Here is a 22,253-nt window from a genome sequence, read left to right as displayed (position 1 = left end):
CCGCACGGCGTCACCCGAACGCCTCGCCTCACGGCAGCGCGCCCAGGCCTTCCCGCAGCCCTGCCGACGGGCCTCACAGCGCTCCTCGGACAGCCGTCGCCGCCCGGCCGTCAAGCGGAAGTCACACCGCAGAAATATGATGAGTCGGGAAGAGCGGGCTCCCCACCCCGTGAGCCCCATGAGGCCAGGTCAGGAGGCCACCGCGGGCTGCCGCACGGAGCGCACCCCCGTAGGGCCCCTCACCGGTGCACCTTGGAGCGATCCATGCTTCGGCGTCGTCCCCCGCGGTCCGCGAGCGCCGACGACCTGTTGACCACACTCGGGCGGCTGACCGCCCAGGCGCGCGAAGGCGCCGAGAAGCAGCGGGCCAGGGTGGAGCTGGCCGAGGCGCTGCAACACGAGATGCTGCCGGCCCGGCTGCCCGAACTGCCGGGGCTGCGCGCCGCCGCCACCTATGCGCCCGCCCGGCACGGCCTCGACATCGGCGGCGACTGGTACGACGGCTTCCGGCTGCCCGACGGATCGCTGGCCTTCTGCATCGGTGACGTACAGGGCCACGACGTGGAGGCCGCCGCCTTCATGGGACAGATCCGCTTCGGGCTGCGGGCCGTCGCCACCCATGCCGCCGACCCCGGAGAAGTGCTGAGCCGGGCCAACGACCTGTTGCTCTCGGTGGACTGCGGGCTCTTCGCGACCTGCACCTTCGTCCGCTTCGACCCGGTCGCCTGGGAGCTGTCCAGCGCCCGGGCCGGCCATGTCCCCGGTATCTGGGCCACCACCGACGGCCGCTTCGGCCTCGCCGACGACCCCGGAGGCCTGCCGCTGGGCATCGTGCCGGGGGAGAGCTACCCCGTCACCCGCCGCCGGCTCCCCACCGCCGGCGCGTTCGTGCTCCTCACCGACGGCGTCGTGGAGGGGCCGTCGTTCCCGATCGAGGCCGGGCTGAATCAGGTGACCCGGCTGGTCAGCGCGAACGCCGCCGGAGATCCGGCGACGGTGGCCGCGGCGGCGATGAGCGTGGCCGAGTTCACCGGGCACACCGACGACGCCGCGGTGATCGTGCTGCGCTTCGACGGCGGCGACGGCAAGCACCGGGTGAAGCACGCACCGGGGGCGCGTGTCGCTGCCGACGCCCGGCCGCCCGCGTTGTCTGATGGCTGATGTGGTGCGCACCGAGGAACTCCGCCGTCTCGCACCGGCCGCCCTGACGATCCTCGTCCTCGCCGCCGTCTACTACGCGTCCGCACGGATCGGTCTGCTGGACCAGGTGGTGGTCGCCGGCGCGGTGGTCACGCCCTTATGGCCGCCCACCGGCATCGCCCTGAGCAGTCTGCTCCTGCTGGGCCTGTGGACCTGGCCCGGCATCGCCATCGGCACGCTCCTGGTCATCGCGACCCTCACCCGGCCCGACGTTGCGGGCATCGGCGTCATCGTGGGCAACACCCTCGCCCCGGTGTGCGCCTGTCTGATGCTCCGCAGGGCCGGCTTCCGCCCCGAACTGGACCGGCTGCGCGACGGAGTGGCCCTGGTCGTCCTCGGTGCCTTCACCGGCATGCTGATCAGCGCGACGCTGGGCACCGGCAGCCAGGTGCTGACCGGTCAGCTGCCGCCCGGCGGCTTCTGGCGTACCTGGGCGGCCTGGTGGGTGGGCGACGCCATGGGCATCCTGGTCGTCACCCCGCTTGTCCTGACCCTGCGGACGATCCGGTGGCCGCGGGACGTCCCCGGGTTGCGCTGGGGTGAGGCGGTGGCCCTGGCGGTCGCCACGGTCCTGGTCTCCCTGGTGGCGGTCAGAAGCGAGCTCTCGCTGCTGTTCCTGGTCTTTCCCCTGATCGTGTGGGCGGCGCTGCGCTTCCAGCTGGCGGGTGCGGCGCCCTGCGTCCTGGTGGTGTCCGTACTGGCGATCTCCTCGGCGGTCGGCCGCACCGGACCGTTCAAGGGGAGCAGCCTGCTGGAGGCGATGGTCAACCTCCAGGCCCTCAACGCGTCCGCGGCGCTCACCGCGCTGCTGCTGTCGGCCATCGTCAGCGAACAGAACGCCATCCGGCGCAAGATCGAGCAGGCCTGCCGGGAACTGGCCGATGTGGTCGACCATCTCGCGCCGGGGGAGAGCCGCCGCCGCTGGCCACCGGAGGCCGACCAGCGCTGACGACGGCGGCCCTCACCCCTTGAGCAGCTGCCCCAGGTCGTAGCCCACCGGCTCCTCCAGCTGGGCGTAGGTGCAGCTCTCCGGCGTACGGTCGGGCCGCCAGCGGCGGAACTGGGCGGTGTGCCGGAACCTGTCGCCCTCCATGTGGTCGTAGGCCACCTCGCACACCCGTTCCGGGCGCAGCGGCACCCACGACAGGTCCTTGCCGCCGCTCCATCGGCTCGGCCCGCCCGGCATCCGCCGGGATGCGTGCGCCGCCTCGTCCGTCCACGTCCCCCAGGGGTGCTCGGTGACGTCGTCCATCCGCAGCGGCGCCAGCTCCTCGACCAGCCGGCGCCGCCTGGCCATGGGGAACGAGGCGCACACCCCGACGTGCTGGAGCTGCCCGGCGCGGTCGTGCAGCCCCAGCAGCAGCGAGCCGACCACCGGCCCGCTCTTGTGCAGCCGGTAGCCCGCGACCACACAATCGGCGGTACGGGCATGCTTGATCTTGAACATCGCGCGGTCACCGGGCCGGTACGGCAGGGCGAGCGGCTTGGCCACCACCCCGTCCAGCCCCGCCCCCTCGAACTGGGTGAACCACCTGCGCGCCAGCTCCTGATCCGTCGTCGCGGGCGCCGTGTACACCGGAGCCCGGGCCGGCCGCAGCGCCTCGACCAGCGCCTCACGGCGCGCCGCCTGCGGCTCGGCCATCAGCGACTCCTGGCCCAGGGCCAGCAGATCGAAGGCCACGAGCGAGGCGGGCGTCCGCCCGGCCAGCGTACGGACCCGTGAGGCGGCCGGGTGGATGCGCTCCAGCAGCTCCTCGAAGTGCAGCCGGCCGTCATGGGCGATGACGATCTCACCGTCGAGGACACAGCGCGGCGGCAGCTGTTCCCGGACCGCGGCGACCACCTCGGGGAAGTAGCGGTTGAGCGGTTTCGTCGTACGGCTGGCGATCTCGACCTCCGCCCCGTCCCGGAAGACGATGACCCGGAAGCCGTCCCACTTGGCCTCGTACTGCATGCCGGCGGGGATGTCCGTCACCAGCTTCGCGAGCATGGGGGAGACCGGGGGCATCACAGGCAGATCCATGGTCCCGATCCTGAGGCCCGGCGGCGCTTCCCGCGCGCCGGGAGGCCTGCCGGGGCACGGGGTACCGGCGTTCCGGCGCGCGCCACCGGCTGCCGGAACCTAGCGTGGAGTCATGGCCGGAGGCGGAGCTGTCGAACTGGACGTCGCGGGGCGCACGGTGCGCGTGTCGAACCCCGGCAAGACGTACTACCCGGAGCGCGGCTTCACCAAGCTGGACGTCGTGCAGTACTACCTCGCCGTCGTGGACGGGGCGCTGCGGGGCCTGCGCGACCGGCCCACCACCATGCAGCGCTTCCCCGACGGCGTCGAGGGCGAGTTCTTCTACCAGAAGCGGGCGCCCAAGGGCCTGCCGGACTGGCTGCCCACCGCCCGTATCGCCTTCCCCAGCGGCCGGTTCGCCGACGAGATGTGCCCCACCGAGCCGGCCGCCGTGGTCTGGGCGGCCAACCTGGGGTGTCTGACCTTCCACCCGTGGCCCGTACGCCGCGAGGACACCGAGCACCCCGACGAGCTGCGGATCGACCTCGACCCACAGCCCGGTACGGACTTCGCCGACGCCGTACGGGTGGCCCACGAACTGCGCGCCCTGCTCACCGAACACGGGCTGCGCGGCTGGCCCAAGACCTCCGGTGGCCGCGGGGTGCACGTCTATGTACCGATCCTGCCGCGCTGGACGTTCACCGAGGTCAGACGGGCCGCGATCACGCTGGCCCGGGCGATGGAGCGCCGGATGCCGGACCTGGTGACCTCGGCGTGGTGGAAGGAGGAGCGGGGCGCGAAGGTCTTCGTCGACTACAACCAGATGGCCAGGGACCGGACGATCGCCTCTGCCTACTCGCTGCGCGCCCGGCCCCGGGCGACCGTCTCCACCCCGCTGCGCTGGGAGGAGCTGTCGGACACCGAGCCCGAGGACTTCGATCTGCGGACCGTGCCGCCGCGCTTCGCCGAACTCGGCGATGTGCACGCCGACATGGCGGACCACGCCTTCGGTCTGGAGTCCGTGCTGGAACTCGCCGACCGGTACGCGGCGGACGAGGGGCTGGCCGATATGCCCTACCCGCCGGACCATCCGAAGATGCCCGGCGAGCCGGCCCGGGTCCAGCCGAGCCGGGCCCGTAAGCGCTGAGTCCGTCCGGCGGCGTCTCCGGGCCCGCCGACCCGAACGGCCGTAACCGCCGCGGCCGCGTCACGGCCGGGCCTGCCTCCCCGTTCGTGCGCCCGCGGCGCCGCGGGGCGGCCGTCCCGGCATGCGCGCCCGCCGAGCGGACGGGATCATTCCGCACGTGGCGAAGGACAGCGGAGCGGGCACCGGGGTGAGGCCGGGCCCGCCGTGGGATGCGGGCCGCACATGAGTGGACCGGCGATCGACTACGAGGCGGTCTTCCAGGCGTTGCCGGGCGGCGTGCTGCTGCTCAGCCCGCGGTTCGTCATCCTCGACGCCAACGAGGCGCTGCTGCACCGGACCGGGCGCGAACACCACGAGGTGGTCGGCCGCTACCTCTTCGATGTCTTCCCCGAGAACCCCGCCGACCCCGATGCGTCGGGCATGCGCAACCTGCTGGCCTCCCTGGAGCGCGTGCTGTCCACCGGCGAGCGCGACACGATGGCGCTGCAACGTTACGACGTCGAGGCCCCCGGCCGTCCCGGGGTGTTCGAGGAGCGCTACTGGAGCCCGGTCAACACACCCGTCCTCGACGCCGAGGGCCGGGTGCAGCTGATCGTGCACCGGATCGAGGAGGTCACCGAGATCGTCCGGGCCGGCACCAGGCCGCACGGCGACCGGGAGCGGATGGCCGCCGAGCTCTACAACCGGGCCCAGGAGCTCCAGGAGGTCAACGACCGGCTGCGGGCCGCCCGGGCCCGGGAGCGGGAGGTGGTGCTGGCCCTTCAGGAAGCAATGCTGCCCAGGCCCCGCCCCGTGGGGCACCACCGGGCGGCGGTGCGCTACCAGCCGGCGATCACTGCCCTCAACGTCTGCGGTGACTGGTACGACCTGGCCGAACTGCCCGGTGACCGGATGGCGGTGGCCGTCGGCGACGTCGTCGGCCACGGGCTGGCGGCCGCCTGCGTCATGGGCCAGCTCCGCAGCGCCCTGAGGGCCGCCACCATGGTCGCCGGGGGCCCCGCCCGGGCGCTGGAAGTGCTCGGCATCTACGCGCGGTCCGTGGACGGCGCCGAATCGACCACGGCCGTGCAGGCCGTCATCGACTGGGCCACCCACACCCTCGTCTACAGCAGCGCCGGGCATCCACCGCCGGCGCTGCTGCACACGGACGGCACGGTGGAGCTGCTGGACGCGGCGACCGACCCGCCGTTGGGGGCGCGGCCCGAGCATGCGGCCCGCCCCGAGGAGCAGGTCCCCTTCAGCGACGGTGCGGTGCTGGTGCTGTACACGGACGGGCTGATCGAGCGCCGGGGCGAGGACATCGATGTCGGTCTGGCGCGGCTGGCCGACTGCCTGACCCGGCACCGGGGCGCCGGGGCCGAGGCGCTTGCCGATGCGTTGCTGGCCGAGCTGCTGCCGCCCGGCGGAGCCACCGATGACACGGCGCTGGTCGTCATCCGGCTCTGACCTTGCCCGTCACCCGCACGCTTTGCCTTTCCATTACCGCTATTGGAGCAATTCTTGGGGCTGTTTGAGTGGCTGTTCGCCGTGTCTGCACGGTTTGAGGTCCTGCGCGGTACTCATCGCAATGTCCGATTTCCTGCCAAACAGGAGAAACGCAATGCGCAAGATCATAGGCCGTTCCGTTGCCGCTGCGGCTCTCGCCGCTGCCGCCGTCGTTCCGCTCGCCGGCGTGGCTTCGGCCGCCCCCGAGAAGCCGGTTGTGCAGCAGCAGGGCTACGACCACCACGGGCGCAACCACCACGGCTGCCACCACCACCACAACGGCTACGACGGCTTCGGCTACGGCCGTGGCTTCGGCTTCTTCCCCTTCGGCCTCTTCGGCTGGTTCTAATTGGGTGAAGCACAGTCGGGCCGCCGCAGCGCCCAGCTGCGGCGGCCCGTCGCTGTCACCCGGCGGCGCCGGCCTCCTGCTCGGCCTGCCGGCGCAGCTCCTTCTTGTCCGGCTTCCCGGCATCGGTCAGCGGCAGCTCCTCGACGAAGGTGATCCGGGCCGGTTCGTACATCGCGCCGCGCTCCGTGCGTACCATCTCGCGCAGCTGCGGGCCGTCGACGGTGCTGCCGGGCGCCCGGACGACCGCCGCGTACACCCGCTCCATACGGTCCGCGTCACGGACGCCGAACACCGCGCTCTGCCGTACCTGCGGGTGCGAGTTCAGCAGGTCCTCCAGCTCGGTGGTGTACACATGGCCGCCGACCACGACGATCATGTCCTTGATCCGGTCGACGATGGTCAAGTAGCCCTCGTCGTCGAGGAATCCGATGTCGCCCGTGTGCAGCCAGCCGTCCCGCAGTACCTCGGCGGTCAGCTCGGGCTGCTTCCAGTAACCCTTCATGACCGTGCCGGAGCGGACGCAGACCTCGCCGTGCTCGCCGGGCGGCAGATCGCGGCCCGCGGTGTCGCGGATCGCCACCTCGACGTCGGACAGCACCTTCCCCGCGGAGCGCAGCCGGTCGGGGCGGTCCGGATCGTGGTCCTCCTGGCGGAGCACGCTGATGGCGCCGGCTTCGTTCTGCCCGTACCCCTGAAGCAGCACCGGACCGAACCTCCGCACCGCATCGGCTATCCGGGCCGGTGAGGCCTGGCAGCCGCCGTACGTCAGCGTCCGCAGGCTGGAGGTGTCGGTGTGCGGAGCGTCCGGATGGTCCATCAACTGGTAGAGCAGCGGCGGCAGCAGGAACATGTCGGTGATCCGCTCGCGGGCGAGGGTGGCGAGCACGGTCCGGGGATCGAAGTCGTCGAGCAGTACGACCGTGCCGCCCGAGTGCAGCGTGTTGTCGGCCATCAGGCCCGCGGCGTGCGCCAGGGTCGTGCAGACCAGCTGCCGCCGCTCCAACTCCGGCTGCTCCGGCAGCACTCCGCGGAACCAGCGCGCCTGCTCGAAGGTGCTGCAGATGCCCTTGGGGTGGCCGGTGGTGCCCCCGGTGTGGCGGATGGTGCAGACATCGCCGGGTTCGGCCAGTCCCGCGAACGGCGCGTCGGACTGGCCGGCCGCCAGCTCCAGCAGATCCGCGCCGGCCTTCGCAGGGCCGAGGACGAGGACGTCCGGCACCGGCGCCAACTCGGTGATTTCGGCGGCCCGTTCGGCATAGCGAGGGTCGACGATCAGCGCACGGGTCTCCACATCGCGGACGATATGGGCCTGGGACTCGGCGGACAGTTTGTTGTAGAGGTGGTTGACCCGGGCGCCGATCAGGTTGGCCGCGTAGCGGGCGGCCAGGGTCTCCGGAAGGTTGCCGCTGAGCAGGGTGACGGTGGCGGCCCGGCCGATGCCCCGGGAGCGCAGCGCCCGGGCCATGCGGTGGACCAGTGCGCGGAACTCGCCTGCCGTTACCCGGCGTCCCTGATGGACCAGTGCTTCACGGGTCGGGTCTGCGCTAAGTGCATCGAGGTTCTCCTCCACGTAGGTGCGGAATGTCCGGTCGGTGAGGGACATGATGTCGGGCTTCCTCCTGACACCGGCGGAGCGCGGTCACTGTCGCCGGGGTGCGATACCAGTATTTAGTTGCTAGAGGCAACGAAATGTCAGGGTAGCCGCTGGAGATCGACATCCCCAAGTCCAGGCGCGCACCGCGGGTGTTGCGCACCGGCCGCCCCGGCCACAGCCCTTGCCGCGTACGGCCTCCGCCCGTCCCCCCGGCCCCGAACCCAGGCCGGAATCATCGCCCCGAATATCGGCGACCAGGTCGCCGACCTGGGCGCGGCGGCGGATAATGCTCCCTCGCGCACGGAACGCCCATGCCCTGCGGATCTCGCTCTCCCTGCGGGGCCGTCCCGTGTCGAGAGATGATGGAGGGCATCGCCAGCACGGCGAGAATCGGCCGATGTACGGAGAGCGCCACGGCTGTCGGTCAGCGGTGACCGGCGGAAGGAGTGCCTGGATGGGTGCCACCGACGCGTTCCCCGAGGGTGCCGCCCAGGTCGGGGCCGCACCGGGGAAGCCCGGCGGCCTGCTCGACGTACTGGGCGTGGCCGCCGTGATGCTGGACGCGGACGGGCGGATCATCCTGTGGAGCCCCCAGGCCGAGGAGCTGTTCGGCTGGAGCGCGGACGAGGCGCTGGGCCGGTCCGCCGCCCAGCTGCTGGTCGCACCGGAGCACGTCGAGCTGGTACTCCAGCTCTTCTCCCAGGTCATGTCCGGCGGCGAGGGCTGGGCAGGGGTCTTCCCGGTCCAGCACAAGGACGGCAGCACCCGACTCGTCGAATTCCGCAATATGCGCCTGACGGACGAGCGCGGGGAGTCCTACGCACTGGGCATCGCCACCGACCAGACCGTGCTGCGACGGGTCGAACGCGATCTGGCGCTGTCCGTACGGCTGGTGGCCCAGTCGCCGATCGGACTGGCCGTCCTCGACACCTCCCTGCGCTTCGTCATGGTCAACCCGGCGCTGGAGCGGATCAACGACCTGCCCGCCGACCAGCACATCGGCCGGCACGTCCACGAGGCGCTGTCCTTTCTCGACACCGACGTCGTCGTCGCCCGGATGCGCGAGGTCCTGGAGACGGGCCGTCCACTGCTCGGCCAGTACACCGTCGGCCACACCGCCACCGACCCGCACGCCGAACAGGCCTGGTCGGTGTCGTACTACCGGCTGGAGGACGCCCACGGCCGGGTGCTGGGCCTGGCCACCTCCGTCGTGGACGTCACCGAGCAGCACCGGGCGGCCACCGAAGCGGCCCGCGCCCGCCGCCGGCTGGCCCTCATCGCGGACGCCTCCGCAACCGTCGGCACCACCCTCGACGTCGACCAGACCGCCCACGAACTGGCCGATGTCATCGTGCCCGAACTCGCCGACATGGCCGCCGTCGACGTCCTCGACGCCGTGCTGAACGGCCGGCGCCCGGGCTCGCTCTCCCGCGGCGGCCCGGCCCGCTTCCGTGCCCTCGCGGTGTCCACCGCGTACACCACCGAGGCCATACGCGCGGCCGACCCCACCGGCCAGATCGCCTCCTACGAGGCCGACCGGCTGATCACCCGCTGTGTCACCGAGGCCCGCCCGGTCCGCGTCGCCCACGTGAGCGACGCGGACCTGCCACACATCGCCGCGGATCCGCAGGGCGCCGCCCTCCTGGGGAAGGCCGGCCTCCACTCCTATCTGGCGGTACCGCTGATCGCCCGCGGCGAGGTGCTCGGCGCGCTCTCGCTCTACCGCGTACGCAACCCCGTCCCGTTCGACGAGGACGATGCGGTGCTCGCCGTCGAACTGGCCGCCCGGGCCGCGGTCTGCATCGACAACGCCCGCTCGTACCAGAGCGAACGCCGCACCGCGCTCACCCTCCAGCGCCATCTGATGAACCACCGGCCGCCGCAGCCCAAGGCCATGCAGATCGCCTACCGCTACCAGCCCGCCCAGGCAGCCAGCGAGGTCGGCGGCGACTGGTTCGACGCCATCCCCGTGTCCGGCGACAAGACCGCCCTCGTGGTCGGCGACGTCATGGGCAGCGGCATCAACGCCGCCGCCACCATGGGCCAGCTGCGCACCACCACCCGCGCACTGGCCGACCTCGACCTCGACCCCGCCGAGGTGCTGCGCCATCTCGACCACATCGCGGTCGGCCTCGACCCCGCCTTCGCGACCTGCCTGTACGCCGTCTACGACCCACACCGCAGCCTGTGCCGGATCGCGGTCGCCGGGCATCTGCCGCCGGTCCTCGTCCGTCCGGGCCGGCCGCCCGAACTGCTCGATCTGCCCACCGGCGCCCCGCTCGGCGTCGGCGGTGTCCCCTTCGAACAGACCACCGTTCCGCTCCGCGAGGGCGACCGGCTGGTGCTCTACACCGACGGGCTGATCGAGACCCGTGAACAGGCCATCGACACCCGCCTGGACACCCTGCTCTCCCTCCTCGCCGAGCCCGAGCAGGACCTGGAGGGACTGTGCGACCGGCTCCTGGGCGCGCTGCGCGATGAACACGGCCATGACGATGTCGCCCTGCTCATCGCCCACGTGCACGCCTGCGAGGAATGACCGAGGCCGCGAGTTTCGCCCGTACCGCACCCCACCTCAACGGATTCGGCGGTGCACTCGGCGCCGCCCGGGGGAGCCCCCACCCCGTGCCCCCATACCGCGGAATCCGCTCCTGATGAACGCCCGCATCGTGGATAAGCGCCCCTGATGGCTCGATCGGCTACGGATTTCGTTGTCTCACGGTATTGGCAAGACCTTGACGCGAGTCGATGGCGGGGGTTTTATTCGGTCACCAAAGCGGCGCCTGCGGTTCAGCCGGGTCCGTACCGCTTTACGGCGCACTTCCCCGAACGCGCCCCTCTTGCCGCCAGCATCGATGGGACACGGATAACCGATATGCCCGACACGCCTGTTGCCGCCGCAGCTCCCGAGCGGGACACCCGTAGCGCAGCGGAAGGGGACGCCGCCAAGGCCCCCCAACTCACCCGGTCGATCGGTGTGGTCGGCGGAACCCTGCTCACGCTCTCCTGCCTGACCCCGGCGTCCTCGCTCTTCGTGATCGTGCCGGACTCGTTCGCCGGACTGGGCACGGGCGCCGCGCTCACCATCGCCATCGCGGCCCTGCTGTGTATCGGGGTGGCCTTCACCTACTCCGAACTCGGCACGCTGATCCCCAGCTCCGGCGGCGAGTACGCCATGGTCGGCACCCTCATGGGCCGCCTCGCCGGATGGCTGGTCTTCATACTCTCGCTGATCGTCGTCATGATCGTGCCGCCCATCATCGCCCTGGGTACCGCCGACTATCTGGCGCCGATCATGCACCTGGATCCGCAGTACACCGCCGCCGCCGTGATGCTGCTGGCCACCGCCATGGGCCTGCTCGACCTGCGCGCCAACGCCTGGATCACCGGCATCTTCCTCGTACTCGAGGTCGTGGCCTGCGCGGTCGTCGCCTTCCTCGGCTTCACCCACACCAACCGCTCCGCGTCCGTGCTGGTCCACCCCGTCATCGACGCCGGGCACGGACACACCACGGCGGTCACCGCCGGTCTGATCGTGACCGGACTGGCCACCGCGCTCTTCATCCTCCAGGGCTTCTCCACCGCCGTGTACCTCGCCGAGGAGATGGAGAACCCCCGCCGCAACGTCTCCCGCACCGTGCTGTGGACCCTCGCCATCGGCGCGGCCGTCGTACTGATCCCGGTGGTCGCGATCACCCTCGGCGCGCCCGACCTGAAGACCCTCGGTGCCGGCGACGTCGCCGGCATGGTCCAGGAGTGGAGCAACTCCGGCGTCGGTACGTTCGTCAGCCTCTGCATCGCCCTGGCGATCATCAACGCGGCGATCGTGATGGTGATCCAGAACTCCCGGGTGGTCTTCTCCTCCGCGCGCGACGCGGCCTGGCCGACCGCCGTCAACCGCGTCTTCTCACACGTCGGACGGCGCTTCGGCTCCCCGTGGGCGGCCACTCTCGCGGTCGGTGTCCCCGGAGCGGCGCTCTGCTTCGTCAACCTCGACACCCTCAGCGAGGTCACCGGCGTCGCCGTCGCCGCGATGTACGTCTTCGTCGCCCTGGGCGCCCTGGTCTCCCGCCGCGGCGAGCACAAGCACCGGATGGCCTGGCGGATGCCGCTGTGGCCGGCGATCCCCGCGCTGCTGATCGTCGTGCTGGGCTGGGTGCTCTACCAGCAGAGCGCCAAGAGCCTGGTCATCACCGGTGCCATCGTCATCGCCGCAGCCCTGTACTGGGCGTTCTACCTGCGCCCGCGCCAGGAGACCCACTGGGTGATCTCGGTCCCCGAGGACGGCCAGGCCCCCGTCGAGGATCCTGCGACCGCTGCTGAGGCCTCGGCCACCTCTACGGCCACGGCATCGGCATCGGCATCGGCGTAGGCGCAGGGCGTCGTAGGCCGGTCGGAGGCCGCTGGAGCTCGTGTGTTGGTCGTCCAGTGGTCGTTCAGGGCGCCTGAGCTCATCTGACGGCGTCCTCGAGCGGTCAGGGGTGCCCTGGGGCGAGGCGAGGTCGCCCGTGGCCGAACTCAGGCCGCCCGAGGCCGTCTGAGGTCGCCCGAGGCCGTCTGAGGTCGCCCGAGGGTATGTGAGGTCGCCCGAGGCCGTTTGAGGTCGCCTGGGCCGACGCGAGGTCTGTGCCGATGCAGGCCGTCTGCCCACTCCATACGGCCGCGCTCAGCGCACTCTGGCGGCCGAGCCCAACCCCGAAGCCCGCCCGGAGCAACTGCCCGGGCGGGCTTCGGGGTTGGTGGGCCTTCTGGTGTGGTGGGTGGGCTGTCCGGCGTCCGGGAGTCCCCGTCCTTGTAGTCCGGGTGGCTCCTTCTTGTTCCCCGCTGCTTGCCCGCGTCCCCTGTTTTCCCCGCAGCCCACCCGCACCTCTTGTTTTTTCCCCGCCGCCCACCCCCCTTCGGGGGGTGGGCGGGTGTAGTGACGCGGGTGCCCACCCCTAGCGGGGTGGGGGAGGGGGCGGAGTTGCGGGGTGGCGCAGTGACGCGGAGAGGGGCCGGGGTGCGGGGTGGCGCAGTGACGCGGAGAGGGGCCGGGGTGCGGGGTGGCGCAGTGACGCGGGGAGGGGCCGGGGTGCGGGGTGGCGCAGTGACGCGGGGAGGGGCCGGGGTGCGGGGTGGCGCAGTGACGCGGGGAGGGGCCGGGGTGCGGGGCGGCGTAGCGACGCGGGGAGGGGCCGGGGTGCGGGGCGGCGCAGTGACGCGGGCAGGGGGCGCAGAGAGGCGGAGAGGCGTGGCGCAGAGCGGGCGGCTTACAGGGCCGGGGGCCGGGGCCAGCAACTCGCCGCCAAGGGGAAGCCTCAGGCCCGTGGCAGGCCCCGGAGACGTGCAGCCGAGCGGGCCGTGCCAGGAGCGCGCCGGGCTGGTCACCGGCCGGCGGGCCGGGAGCGCGCCAGGCCGGTCACCGGCCGACGGGGCGGGAGCGCGCCGGCCGGTCGGAGCCTGGAAGGGCGGGAGCGCGCCGGCTGGTCAGAGCTCCGAAGGGTGGGAGCCGCCAGGCCGGTCAGCAGCCGGCGGCGCGGGAGTACGCCGGACGGCCGTCAGAGGTCGGCAGGGCGGGAGAGTGCCAGGGCGTCCAGCAGCAGGCATACGTGGTCGACGGCGTCGCGGCCGACGGGGCCTTCGGCCGTCGGGGCGTCGTCGAGAAGGCCTGCGGTCATCCGGAGCAGGTTGAGCAGCCGCTCGCTGGTGCCGTCCGCCGGTTCTGCGTGTGCCAGGACGGACCGGATCTGCTCGCCCGTGAGGGGCAGACCGGTTTCGAGGAAGCGGAACAACGCCACGGCGACTCGTCGGTCGCCGGCGTTGGGCTTCCACAGTCCGAGCGCGTGGTGGTCGATGAGGGCGGCCGCCTCGGCACGGATCTCCTCTGGAACATGCATGCCCACGAACGTCTCATACCGCTTCGCCGACGTACATGACGGAGACATGACGGAGAGGCCGGCCCCGAAGCGGCCCCGGCGACGGCTCCCGGCCCGGGCTGGGCCGGGCTGACCAGGCATGTTGCGCCGGGGCACAGATCGCTCGACCGGCATACCCGCGGCCGATCGGAGTTCAAACCTGTGGGGAGAGTTACATGCGCAGTCCAGAAACTGAGCGACGTATTCCGACGAGGTGACCCACTTGACCAGGCTTATGTCCCGTTGGTCGAGGACGTTCGCATATGTGTAGCAGTAAAACCTACCCGGGGGTCTCTCCGCCCTCTGGCGCCAGGCCTCGGATCACGGGACGATCCTCAAAACAGCCCGTGAGGCCGCCCGGTCCCGTGCGGGCCCTGGTTGCTGCGCTCCGCAGTGCGCGGCTCGCCCACCGTATGCGGGAGGTGTAGAAAGAGGACATGGCCGGACGCTACGGCCGCCCGCGTTCGGTTCTCAGGATGCGAACTGTCGCAGGTCAGGTCTTTCTCCTGCAGGTGGCGATCGTGGTGTTGCTGGTCGCCGCCGCCATGGCGGCGCTCGTGCTGCAATCCCGGTCCGACTCCGAGCGCGAGGCCCGCAACCGATCGGTCGCCGTCGCCCAGTCGGTCGCGAACGCGCCGGGCATGCAGGCGGCGCTCCAGAGCCCTGACCCGACCGCCGTCCTGCAACCGAAGGCCGAGGCTGCCCGGAAGCTCTCCGGGGTCGACTTCATCGTCGTGATGAACACCGAGGGCATCCGCTACACCCACCCGATCACCAACCGGATCGGGAAGAAGTTCGTCGGCACGTTGCAGCCGGCGCTGGCCGGCGGTGTGGTCACCGAGCGGATCGTCGGGACGATCGGGCCGCTGGTCCAGGCGGTGGTGCCGGTCTTCGGCGACAACGGCAAGGTCATCGGCCTGGTCTCGGCCGGGATCACCATCAAGAAGGTGAGCGGGGTCGTCGACGACCAGTTCCCCCTGCTCTTCGGCGCCGCGGCCGGTGTCCTCGCCCTCACCACCGGCGGCACGGCACTGGTCAGCCGGCGGCTGCGCCGCCAGACCCATGGCCTCGGCCCCGCCGAGATGACCCGGATGTACGAGCACCACGACGCGGTGCTGCACGCCGTACGCGAAGGCGTGATCATCGTGGGCGGTGACGGCCGGGTGCTGCTCGCCAACGACGAGGCGCGGCGGCTGCTCGATCTGCCGACCGATGTCGAGGGGCGCCAGGTCGCCGATCTCGGGCTCGACCCCTCCACCGCCCATCTGCTGGCCTCCGGCCGCGCCGTCACCGACGAGGTCCACCCGGTCGGTGAACGGCTGCTGGCCGTCAACCAGCGCTCGACGGACCAGGCCGGCGGGCCGCCCGGCAGCGTGACGACGCTCCGTGACACCACCGAGCTGCGGGCGCTCACCGGCCGGGCCGACGTGGCACGCGGGCGCCTCAAGCTGCTCTACGACGCCGGTACGGAGATCGGCACCACCCTCGACGTCGTGCGCACCTGCGAGGAGCTGACGGAGTTCGCCGCGGCCCGGTTCGCCGACATGGTCACCGTCGACCTGGCGCAGGACGTGCTGACGGGTGAGGAGCCGACGCCCCCCACCGGTGCGGGCACCGAGATGCGGCGCACCGCGGCCAGCGGTGTCCCCGCGGACAGCGGCCTGTATCCGGTCGGCGAGCTGATCCGCTTCGATCCGGCCACCTCGCTCGGCGCCGCGCTCGTCAGCGGCGAACCCGTCCTGGAGACGGATCTGGCCGCGTTCGGCGGCTGGCACCTCCAGAGTCCGCAGCGGGCCAAGAAGATCGTCGCCCACGGTATCCACTCACGGATCGCCGTTCCGCTGCGCGCCCGCGGCGCCATTCTGGGCGTGGTCATCTTCTGGCGCTCGCAGGAACCGGAGCCGTTCGAGGAGGAGGATCTCTCCCTCGCCGAGGAGCTGGTGGCCCGCGCCGCGGTGAGCATCGACAACGCCCGCCGCTACACCCGCGAACACACCATGGCGGTCACCCTCCAGCGCAGCCTGCTGCCGCGCGCCCTGCCGGAGCAGAACGCCGTGGAGGCGGCCTACCGCTATCTGCCCGCACAGGCGGGGCGCCGCGGACTCGGCGGCGTCGGCGGGGACTGGTTCGACATCATCCCGCTGCCCGGTGCCCGGGTGGCGCTGGTCGTCGGGGACGTCGTCGGACACGGACTGCACGCCGCCGCCACCATGGGCCGGCTGCGCACCGCGGTCCACAACTTCGCCAACCTCGACCTGCCGCCCGACGAAATCCTCTGGCACCTCGACGAGCTCGTCACCCGGATCGACCAGGACGAGGGCGCCGAGGGAGCCGCGGGTTCGGTGACCGGCGCGACCTGCCTCTACGCCATCTACGACCCGGCGGCCGGGACCTGCACGATGGCGCGCGCCGGACACGTCCAGCCGATGGTCCTGCGGCCGGACGGCACCGCCGAGACGGCCGAGGTTCCGGGCGGCCCGCCGCTGGGACTCGGCGGCCTGCCCTTCGAGACCTGGCACCGGCAGCTGCCCGAAGGCAGCCGGCTGGTCCTGTTCACCGACGGACTCGTCGAGGACCGTGACCGGGACCTCGACGAGGGGATGGCGCTGCTGAGCCGTACCCTCACCGGCCGGCCGCACCGCACACCGGAAGAGACCTGCGAGGCCGCGCTCAGCGCCCTGCTGCCGGAGCGGCCCACCGACGACATCGCCCTGCTGGTCGCCCGTACCCGGGTGCTGGACGCCTCGCACGTCGCCGACTGGGACGTGCCGCCCGACCCCTCGGCGGTGGCCCAGATACGGGCCGCGGCGGTCCACAAGCTGATCGAGTGGGGGCTGGCGGACGAGGCGTTCACCGCCGAGCTGATCCTCAGCGAGCTGGTGACCAACTCCATCCGCTACGCCTCCGGCCCCATCCAGGTACGGCTGATCCGCGACACCTCGCTGATCTGCGAGGTCTCCGACCGCAGCAGCACCTCGCCGCATCTGCGGCAGGCCGCCACCACGGACGAGGGCGGCCGAGGTCTCTTCCTGGTCGCCCAGCTCGCCGAGCGCTGGGGGACCCGCTACACGGCGAGCGGCAAGGTCATCTGGACGGAGCAGGCGCTGGCCACCGATGACCTGGTCGCGGCGGAACCAGACGGCGGCGATGCTTGAGAGGTAGGCACGGCTCGGATCAGAAGGAGGCCGTGATGGACTATCCGCTGCTCAACGCATTCTGGACGATGTGCCTGATCTTCCTGTGGGTCATGTGGCTGTTCCTGCTGGTCAGGATCATCGGGGACATCTTCCGCAGCCGGGACCTCAACAACTGGGCCAAGACGGGATGGCTCGTCCTGGTGATTCTGCTGCCCTTCCTCGGTGTCTTCATCTACGTGCTCGCGCGCGGGCACAGCATGACCGAACGTGAGGTCGCCCATGCCGAGCAGCAGCAGAAGCAGTTGCAGGCCTATCTACGGGAGACCGTTGCGACCGGGGACCGGACCGCTCAGCACGCGGAGTCGCTGGCGAAGCTCGCCGATCTGAAGGCGCACGGCGACATCACGGAGGAAGAGTTCCAGAAGGCCAAGGCCAAGGTGCTCGCCTGAACCCCGGACCCCCGGCCGCCACACCCTTCGCGGCTCACCGCTCGACTGTTAGCCTCAAGTTGCACGAAACACGCAACTTGACGGCCGGACAGTGAGGCGGACAGTGACGTGACCAGTGGGGAGCGCTCGGCCACCCGGCGCCGTCGCGAGCGGATGGTGGAACTGCTCGGCGCGGGCGACATCAGCGTGCACGACCTGGCGGCGGAGTTCGATGTCTCCCTGTCCACCGTCCGCCGCGATCTGGCGACGCTGGCCGCGCTCGGCCGGATCACCCGTACCTACGGCGGTGCGGTCGACCACCGCGCCGTGGAGCGCTCCTGGCACGACAAGGAGCGTGAGCAGCGCGCCGAGAAGGACGCCCTCGCCCGCGCCGCGGCCGCCCTGGTCCGCACCGGCGACGTGGTGCTCCTCGACGCGGGTACCACCGTCGCCCGGCTGGCGCACGAGCTGCGCGACCGTACCGACATCACCGTGGTCACCAACGGGCTGTCCTCCCTGGTGGAGTTGGCCGACGCGCAGGTCGAGGTCGTGGTGCTGGGCGGCCGGCTGCGGCGCCCCAACGAATCGCTGCTGGGCACCCGTACGGAACAGGCGCTCCAGCGGCTCACCCCGGACCTCGCCTTCCTCGGCGCCGACGCTCTCGACCCCCGCCGCGGCATCAACTGTCCCGACCTCGAACAGGCCGCCCTGAAGGAGACGATGGCCGGCTGCGCCCGGGCCGCCTGGGTCCTCGCCGACCACTCCAAGCTCGGTGGGGCAGGGGGCTTTCCCTACTGGGCGGCGATGCCCGCCGGTACCGGGCTGATCTCCGGGGGCGGGGAGCGGCAGTTGGGGGCGTTCACGGAAGCGGGCTGGTCGGTGCGCGCCGTGGGGGGCGGCCCCCGTACACCTCTTGACAGTCCGTCGGGCAAGTAGCCAGTCTGAAGCGCGAGTTGCGCGAATCACGCATGGAGTAATGCGTGATTCGGTCACTACGCCGACCGGATCCGCACCGTCTACGGAACGGCAGCCGCCCGATGACCGACCAGGCCCCACCCACCGCCCCCGCCAAGCGCTGGGCGTATGTCATCCCCGTCGCCGCCATCATGTACATGCTGGCGTACCTCGACCGGAACAACGTCTCCGTCATCCTCCCCTTCATGCACGGCGACCTGGAGCTCTCCAACGCGGACAAGGGGCTGGTCGGCGGCGTCTTCTTCGTCGGCTATGTCTTCCTTCAGATCCCGGCGGCGATCCTCGCCCAGCGCTGGAGCGCCCGGAAGACCGTCCTCGTCCTCATGCTCGCGTGGGGGCTTGCCGCGTCGCTGTCCGGCCTCGTACAGACCAAGTCGCAGTTCTACGTGGCCCGTTTCGTGCTGGGCGTCTTCGAGGGCGGCGTCTGGCCCGCCGTCCTCATCCTGCTCGCCTCCTGGTTCCCGCTGCGCGAGCGCGCCCGCGCCAACGCCCTGTGGATGGCCTGTCTGCCCCTCTCCTCCGTACTGATGGCGCCACTGTCCGGCTGGATGCTCGACCACACGAGCTGGCGCTGGGTACTCGTACTCCAGGGACTGCCGCCCCTGTTGTGGGCGGTGGTCTGGTGGTTCACCGTCGCCGACCGCCCCGCACAGGCCCGGTGGATCTCCGCCGACGAGGCCGGCCACCTGGAGCGCGCCCTCGCCGCCGACGAGGCCGCCAAGCCGGCGGCGGGCAGCGGCTCCTACCTGGAGGCGGCCCGGCAGAAGCCGGTCCTGGTTCTCATCGGTGTCTACTTCTTCTGGATCACCGGTTTCTACGGCTTCAACCTGTGGCTGCCCTCGGTCATCAAGGAGCTGACCCACAACGGCTCCTCCACCGAGGTCGGGCTGCTCACCGCGATCCCGTTCACCATCGCCCTGGCCGTCATGGTCGCCAACGCCGCCTGGTCCGACCGCACCGGCAGACGACGCAGGGCGGTGGCCCTCCCCCTCGTCATCGGGGTCGCCACACTGCTGCTGGGCCAGGCCGTGGAGGGCGCGCTGCCGCGGATGCTGCTGCTGTGTCTGACGGCCGCCGCGGTCTACGCACCGTACGGACCGTTCTGGGCGATCCCCGGCGAGCTGCTGCGCTTCGAGGTGGTGGCCGTCGCCATGGGCCTGATCAACGCCCTCGGCAACCTCGGCGGTTTCGCCGGCCCCTATCTGGTCGGCTGGCTGACCGACGCCACCGGCTCCAGCGTGACCGGCTTCGCCGTGCTCTCCGCCTTCCTCGCCGTGGCCGTCGCCCTGGTGACCCTCGGGCTGCGGCCGGCCACCGGGCCGGTACGCCAGGTGGCCGGGCAGACGGCGGAGGAAGGAGCCTGAGCGGACCGCGGACCGCGGACCGCCCCTGTCCTGGACACCGGAGGATGTCCGGACGGCTAACGTCCGGTGAAGAACCGGCAGTTGTGTCAGTGGCAGCAGGCACACTGGGATTGACGTGACGTGAGGCACGCCCGGGGGAGTGCGATGGACATCAGGTTCGAGCTGACCGGTCCCGACAGCCGGAAGGAGCTGCGGTCGCTCTGCACATGGCTACAGGACGACCGTGCGCTCCGCGGCCACCTGCGGATCGAGCCGGTGCGCGAACGGACCGGGCCCGGCGGGATGGGCGGCGACCTCGAAGCGGTGCTCGCCGTGGTGTCGACGCTTGCGACGCTGGCCCAGTTGCCGTTCTCGTACGCGGCCTGGCGCGACGGTCGCAGGCCACGGTCGCAGACCGTCATCCATGTCGAGGGCGCCACGGCCGAGGAGTTGGACGCGCTCAGGGAGATGTTCCAGGGCGTTCCGGTGCGGCCGTTACCGCCCCCGCTGCCGGAGGCGGAGGCGGATGACGAGCACGACGGGGACCGGGAGGCGGGGAGGTGACCGACGGTATGGCCGTGGCGGGCGCGGGCACCGGGGAGGAGCGGCGGATCGACCCGGCCCGCTCCGCCTGTGTGCTCATCGGCGTCGACCGGTACTCCGAACTCGAACCGCTGCGCAGCGTCCGGCACAACCTCAGCGAACTGGCCGCCGCACTCACGGACGAAGCGATCCTGGGCATGGCCCCGGAGCGGATCACGACGGTCGCCAACCCGGAGTCCGCCGCCGCGCTGGTCGCCCCGGTCCGCGAGGCGGCCAAGCTGGCCGCGGACACCCTGATCGTCTATTACGCGGGCCACGGCCTGCTGGACCGCAGTGAGGAGGACCTTTACCTCACCCTCCCCGATTCGGTCGAGGATCAGCCCGAGACCGCCGTCAGCGATGCCTATATCCGCCGCGCCATGCGCGACCACGGCTCCGCCGAACGCCGGGTCCTGCTGCTCGACTGCTGCTACAGCGGCCGGGTCCTCAAGGGCGGGATGTCCGTCGCGGACCGCGGGGTCCGGGCCTCGGGGAAGACCCTGAAGGGGGTACGGGGCGCCTATGTCATGACGTCCACCTCCGCCGACCGCAAGTCACACGCCCCCGATCCCAAGCGATGTACGGCCTTCACCGGGGAGTTGGTGGGCGTCCTGCGCGAGGGGGTCGCCGACGGGCCCGAGATGCTGGGGCTGCATGCGATCTTCGAGGCCGTGTGGGAGCGGATGGCCGCCCGTCGGCTGCCCCAGCCGCAGGAACCCCAGGACCGGGACGAGGGCGGGGTGGGCCTGCTGCCCTTCGTACGCAATGTGGCCGTCGCCCCGCCGCCCAGGGAGCGCCGGGAGCCCGCCCCGCCCCCCGTGCGCCTCGCGCCCCGGCTGCTGGCGGCGGGCGCGCTGGTGATCGGCCTGGTCGCCGGACTGGCCGCCCCGCCCGCATGGCAGTGGTGGCGCGAGCTTCATCCACAACAGCCGGGCGGTGCCTGTTCGCCACGGGCCACGCTGCTCAGCTACTCCGACGCCCTCGACAAGAAACAGCCGGCCGGCGAAATCATCGGCGGTCTGTCCGCGCTCGCGCTCACCGGCCCCGGCCAGGCCCTGGCGCTGACGGACAATCAGACGGGACGGGTCTTCCCGCTACGGCTCGGCCCGCCGGAGCACCTTCACCCCGAGGCACTGACCGCCAAGACGCTGCGCACCCGCAGCGGCACCAAACCCTCCGAATGGTTCGACGGCGAGGGCCTGGTCGTCGAGCGGGGCGGCGGGACGATCCTGGTTGCCTCGGAGACCGGCCCGGCCATCCGCCGCTTCAGCATGGACACCGGTACCCAGGTGGGGAAGGACCTGCCGGTCCCGCCCGTGTTCAGGACCGGCCCGAAAGGTGAGGGTCAGGCCGGGCGCGCGATCGAATCGCTGACCGTCTCCCCGGACGGGCGGTATCTCTACGCCGCCATGGAGGGCGCCCTGGGCAAGGACGGTGACGCCCGCGGCCGCAATCTGCTCCGCATCCAGCGCTATATCGGCACACCGGGCGGCGCCTACCGGCCGGACCGGCAGTACGCGTACCAGGCCAAGGAGGGCATGTACCTGGCCGAGCTGGTCTCGGCCGGTGACGACCGGCTGCTCGCCCTGGAGCGGCAGTACGTGGACGGCATCGGCAATGCGATCCGGGTCTACGACGTCCCCCTCAAGGGGGTCGGACCCATGGACGAGAGCAAGGCGCTCTACGACCAGCCTGCCGATGCCTTCGTCGAGCACAGCCTGCTCTTCGACCTCGGAGAGTGCCCCGCCGGAGACCCCGGCGCCGTCCCGACCCACCCGGGGAGGCTGGTCAACCCCCTGCTGGAGAACGTCGAGGGGATGGCCCTGGGGAAGCCATGGACCACCGGTTCCCACAAAGGGCAGCGCCCGCTGTACCTCGTATCGGACGACAACACCAGCAGCGAACAGACCACCCGGCTCTACGCGTTGAGCGTGCGGATCCCCTGATTCGACGAGGCCGCCCGGCCCGGCCTCCCCGGCCTGCGGCACCCGCGACGGGCGTGGTCCCGCCGCCGCGAACTGACGGCCCGTTACTCCGACTCGCGCAATTAATGATGAGTCAGGTTTTAGCGGATTCTGTGAAGGTGATCCCTGAAAAGGTCGGTACACCCCTTTGAT

General features: G+C 71.5%; 16 protein-coding genes. 13 read left to right on the top strand and 3 right to left on the bottom strand.

The window, feature by feature from the left end:
• Positions 1 to 264: 264 nt before the first annotated feature.
• Together ACZ55A_RS23275 and ACZ55A_RS23270 are read left to right on the top strand one after the other, a co-directional pair.
• Positions 265 to 1,161: a PP2C family protein-serine/threonine phosphatase gene (locus tag ACZ55A_RS23275; protein WP_468843127.1), complete on the top strand. Its 897-nt coding sequence runs from the start codon at positions 265 to 267 to the stop codon at positions 1,159 to 1,161.
• A 1-nt stretch (position 1,162) separates the two neighbouring features.
• Positions 1,163 to 2,149 carry an MASE1 domain-containing protein gene (locus ACZ55A_RS23270; RefSeq protein WP_468843231.1) on the top strand — a complete coding sequence of 329 codons (987 nt, stop codon included), beginning with the start codon at positions 1,163 to 1,165 and terminating at the stop codon, positions 2,147 to 2,149.
• A gap of 12 nt (positions 2,150 to 2,161) precedes the next feature.
• Here the strand turns inward: ACZ55A_RS23270 and ACZ55A_RS23265 are convergent, their stop codons facing one another.
• Positions 2,162 to 3,223: an ATP-dependent DNA ligase gene (locus ACZ55A_RS23265; protein WP_468843124.1), complete on the bottom strand. Its 1,062-nt coding sequence runs from the start codon at positions 3,221 to 3,223 to the stop codon at positions 2,162 to 2,164.
• A 112-nt stretch (positions 3,224 to 3,335) separates the two neighbouring features.
• On the opposite strand from ACZ55A_RS23265, the gene ligD reads away from it, so the two are divergent.
• From ligD to ACZ55A_RS23250, 3 genes are all read left to right on the top strand, one after another.
• Entirely contained in the window at positions 3,336 to 4,349 is a 1,014-nt protein-coding gene (gene ligD / locus ACZ55A_RS23260; RefSeq protein ID WP_468843121.1) for a non-homologous end-joining DNA ligase, read from the top strand.
• Positions 4,350 to 4,571: 222 nt separating this feature from the next.
• The gene (locus ACZ55A_RS23255; protein WP_468843119.1) at positions 4,572 to 5,795 is read left to right on the top strand and encodes a PP2C family protein-serine/threonine phosphatase; all 1,224 of its coding nucleotides are present in this window, start codon (positions 4,572 to 4,574) and stop codon (positions 5,793 to 5,795) included.
• Positions 5,796 to 5,949: 154 nt separating this feature from the next.
• Entirely contained in the window at positions 5,950 to 6,183 is a 234-nt protein-coding gene (locus ACZ55A_RS23250) for a hypothetical protein (protein WP_468843116.1), read from the top strand.
• Between the two features lie 55 nt (positions 6,184 to 6,238).
• Here ACZ55A_RS23250 and ACZ55A_RS23245 read toward each other — a convergent pair whose 3' ends face one another.
• On the bottom strand, positions 6,239 to 7,786 hold the full coding sequence (locus tag ACZ55A_RS23245) for an AMP-binding protein (protein WP_468843113.1): 1,548 nt from the start codon (positions 7,784 to 7,786) through the stop codon (positions 6,239 to 6,241).
• A 445-nt stretch (positions 7,787 to 8,231) separates the two neighbouring features.
• On the opposite strand from ACZ55A_RS23245, the gene ACZ55A_RS23240 reads away from it, so the two are divergent.
• Positions 8,232 to 10,316, top strand: a complete 2,085-nt coding sequence (locus ACZ55A_RS23240) for a SpoIIE family protein phosphatase (protein ID WP_468843111.1) — start codon at positions 8,232 to 8,234, stop codon at positions 10,314 to 10,316.
• A 336-nt stretch (positions 10,317 to 10,652) separates the two neighbouring features.
• Positions 10,653 to 12,149: an APC family permease gene (locus tag ACZ55A_RS23235; protein WP_468843108.1), complete on the top strand. Its 1,497-nt coding sequence runs from the start codon at positions 10,653 to 10,655 to the stop codon at positions 12,147 to 12,149.
• Positions 12,150 to 13,314: 1,165 nt separating this feature from the next.
• Here ACZ55A_RS23235 and ACZ55A_RS23230 read toward each other — a convergent pair.
• The gene (locus tag ACZ55A_RS23230) at positions 13,315 to 13,653 is read right to left on the bottom strand and encodes a hypothetical protein (RefSeq protein ID WP_468843106.1); all 339 of its coding nucleotides are present in this window, start codon (positions 13,651 to 13,653) and stop codon (positions 13,315 to 13,317) included.
• Positions 13,654 to 14,108: 455 nt separating this feature from the next.
• Between ACZ55A_RS23230 and ACZ55A_RS23225 the strand changes: the two genes are divergently transcribed.
• From ACZ55A_RS23225 to ACZ55A_RS23200, 6 genes are all read left to right on the top strand, one after another.
• Positions 14,109 to 16,826: a SpoIIE family protein phosphatase gene (locus tag ACZ55A_RS23225; protein ID WP_468843103.1), complete on the top strand. Its 2,718-nt coding sequence runs from the start codon at positions 14,109 to 14,111 to the stop codon at positions 16,824 to 16,826.
• A gap of 35 nt (positions 16,827 to 16,861) precedes the next feature.
• Entirely contained in the window at positions 16,862 to 17,257 is a 396-nt protein-coding gene (locus tag ACZ55A_RS23220; protein WP_468843100.1) for an SHOCT domain-containing protein, read from the top strand.
• 108 nt (positions 17,258 to 17,365) lie between these two features.
• Positions 17,366 to 18,172: a DeoR/GlpR family DNA-binding transcription regulator gene (locus ACZ55A_RS23215; protein WP_468843097.1), complete on the top strand. Its 807-nt coding sequence runs from the start codon at positions 17,366 to 17,368 to the stop codon at positions 18,170 to 18,172.
• Positions 18,173 to 18,273: 101 nt separating this feature from the next.
• Positions 18,274 to 19,575, top strand: a complete 1,302-nt coding sequence (locus ACZ55A_RS23210) for an MFS transporter (protein WP_468843095.1) — start codon at positions 18,274 to 18,276, stop codon at positions 19,573 to 19,575.
• Positions 19,576 to 19,719: 144 nt separating this feature from the next.
• Positions 19,720 to 20,118, top strand: coding sequence for an effector-associated constant component EACC1 (locus ACZ55A_RS23205; RefSeq protein WP_468843093.1), 399 nt, complete (start codon positions 19,720 to 19,722; stop codon positions 20,116 to 20,118).
• On the top strand, positions 20,115 to 22,082 hold the full coding sequence (locus tag ACZ55A_RS23200) for a caspase, EACC1-associated type (protein ID WP_468843091.1): 1,968 nt from the start codon (positions 20,115 to 20,117) through the stop codon (positions 22,080 to 22,082). Before ACZ55A_RS23205 ends, ACZ55A_RS23200 begins: the two co-directional genes overlap by 4 nt.
• The last annotated feature ends 171 nt before the right edge of the window (positions 22,083 to 22,253 follow it).

The organism is Streptomyces sp. NPDC034111, from assembly GCF_055575375.1.
This window is presented reverse-complemented; position numbering and strand designations above follow the sequence as displayed.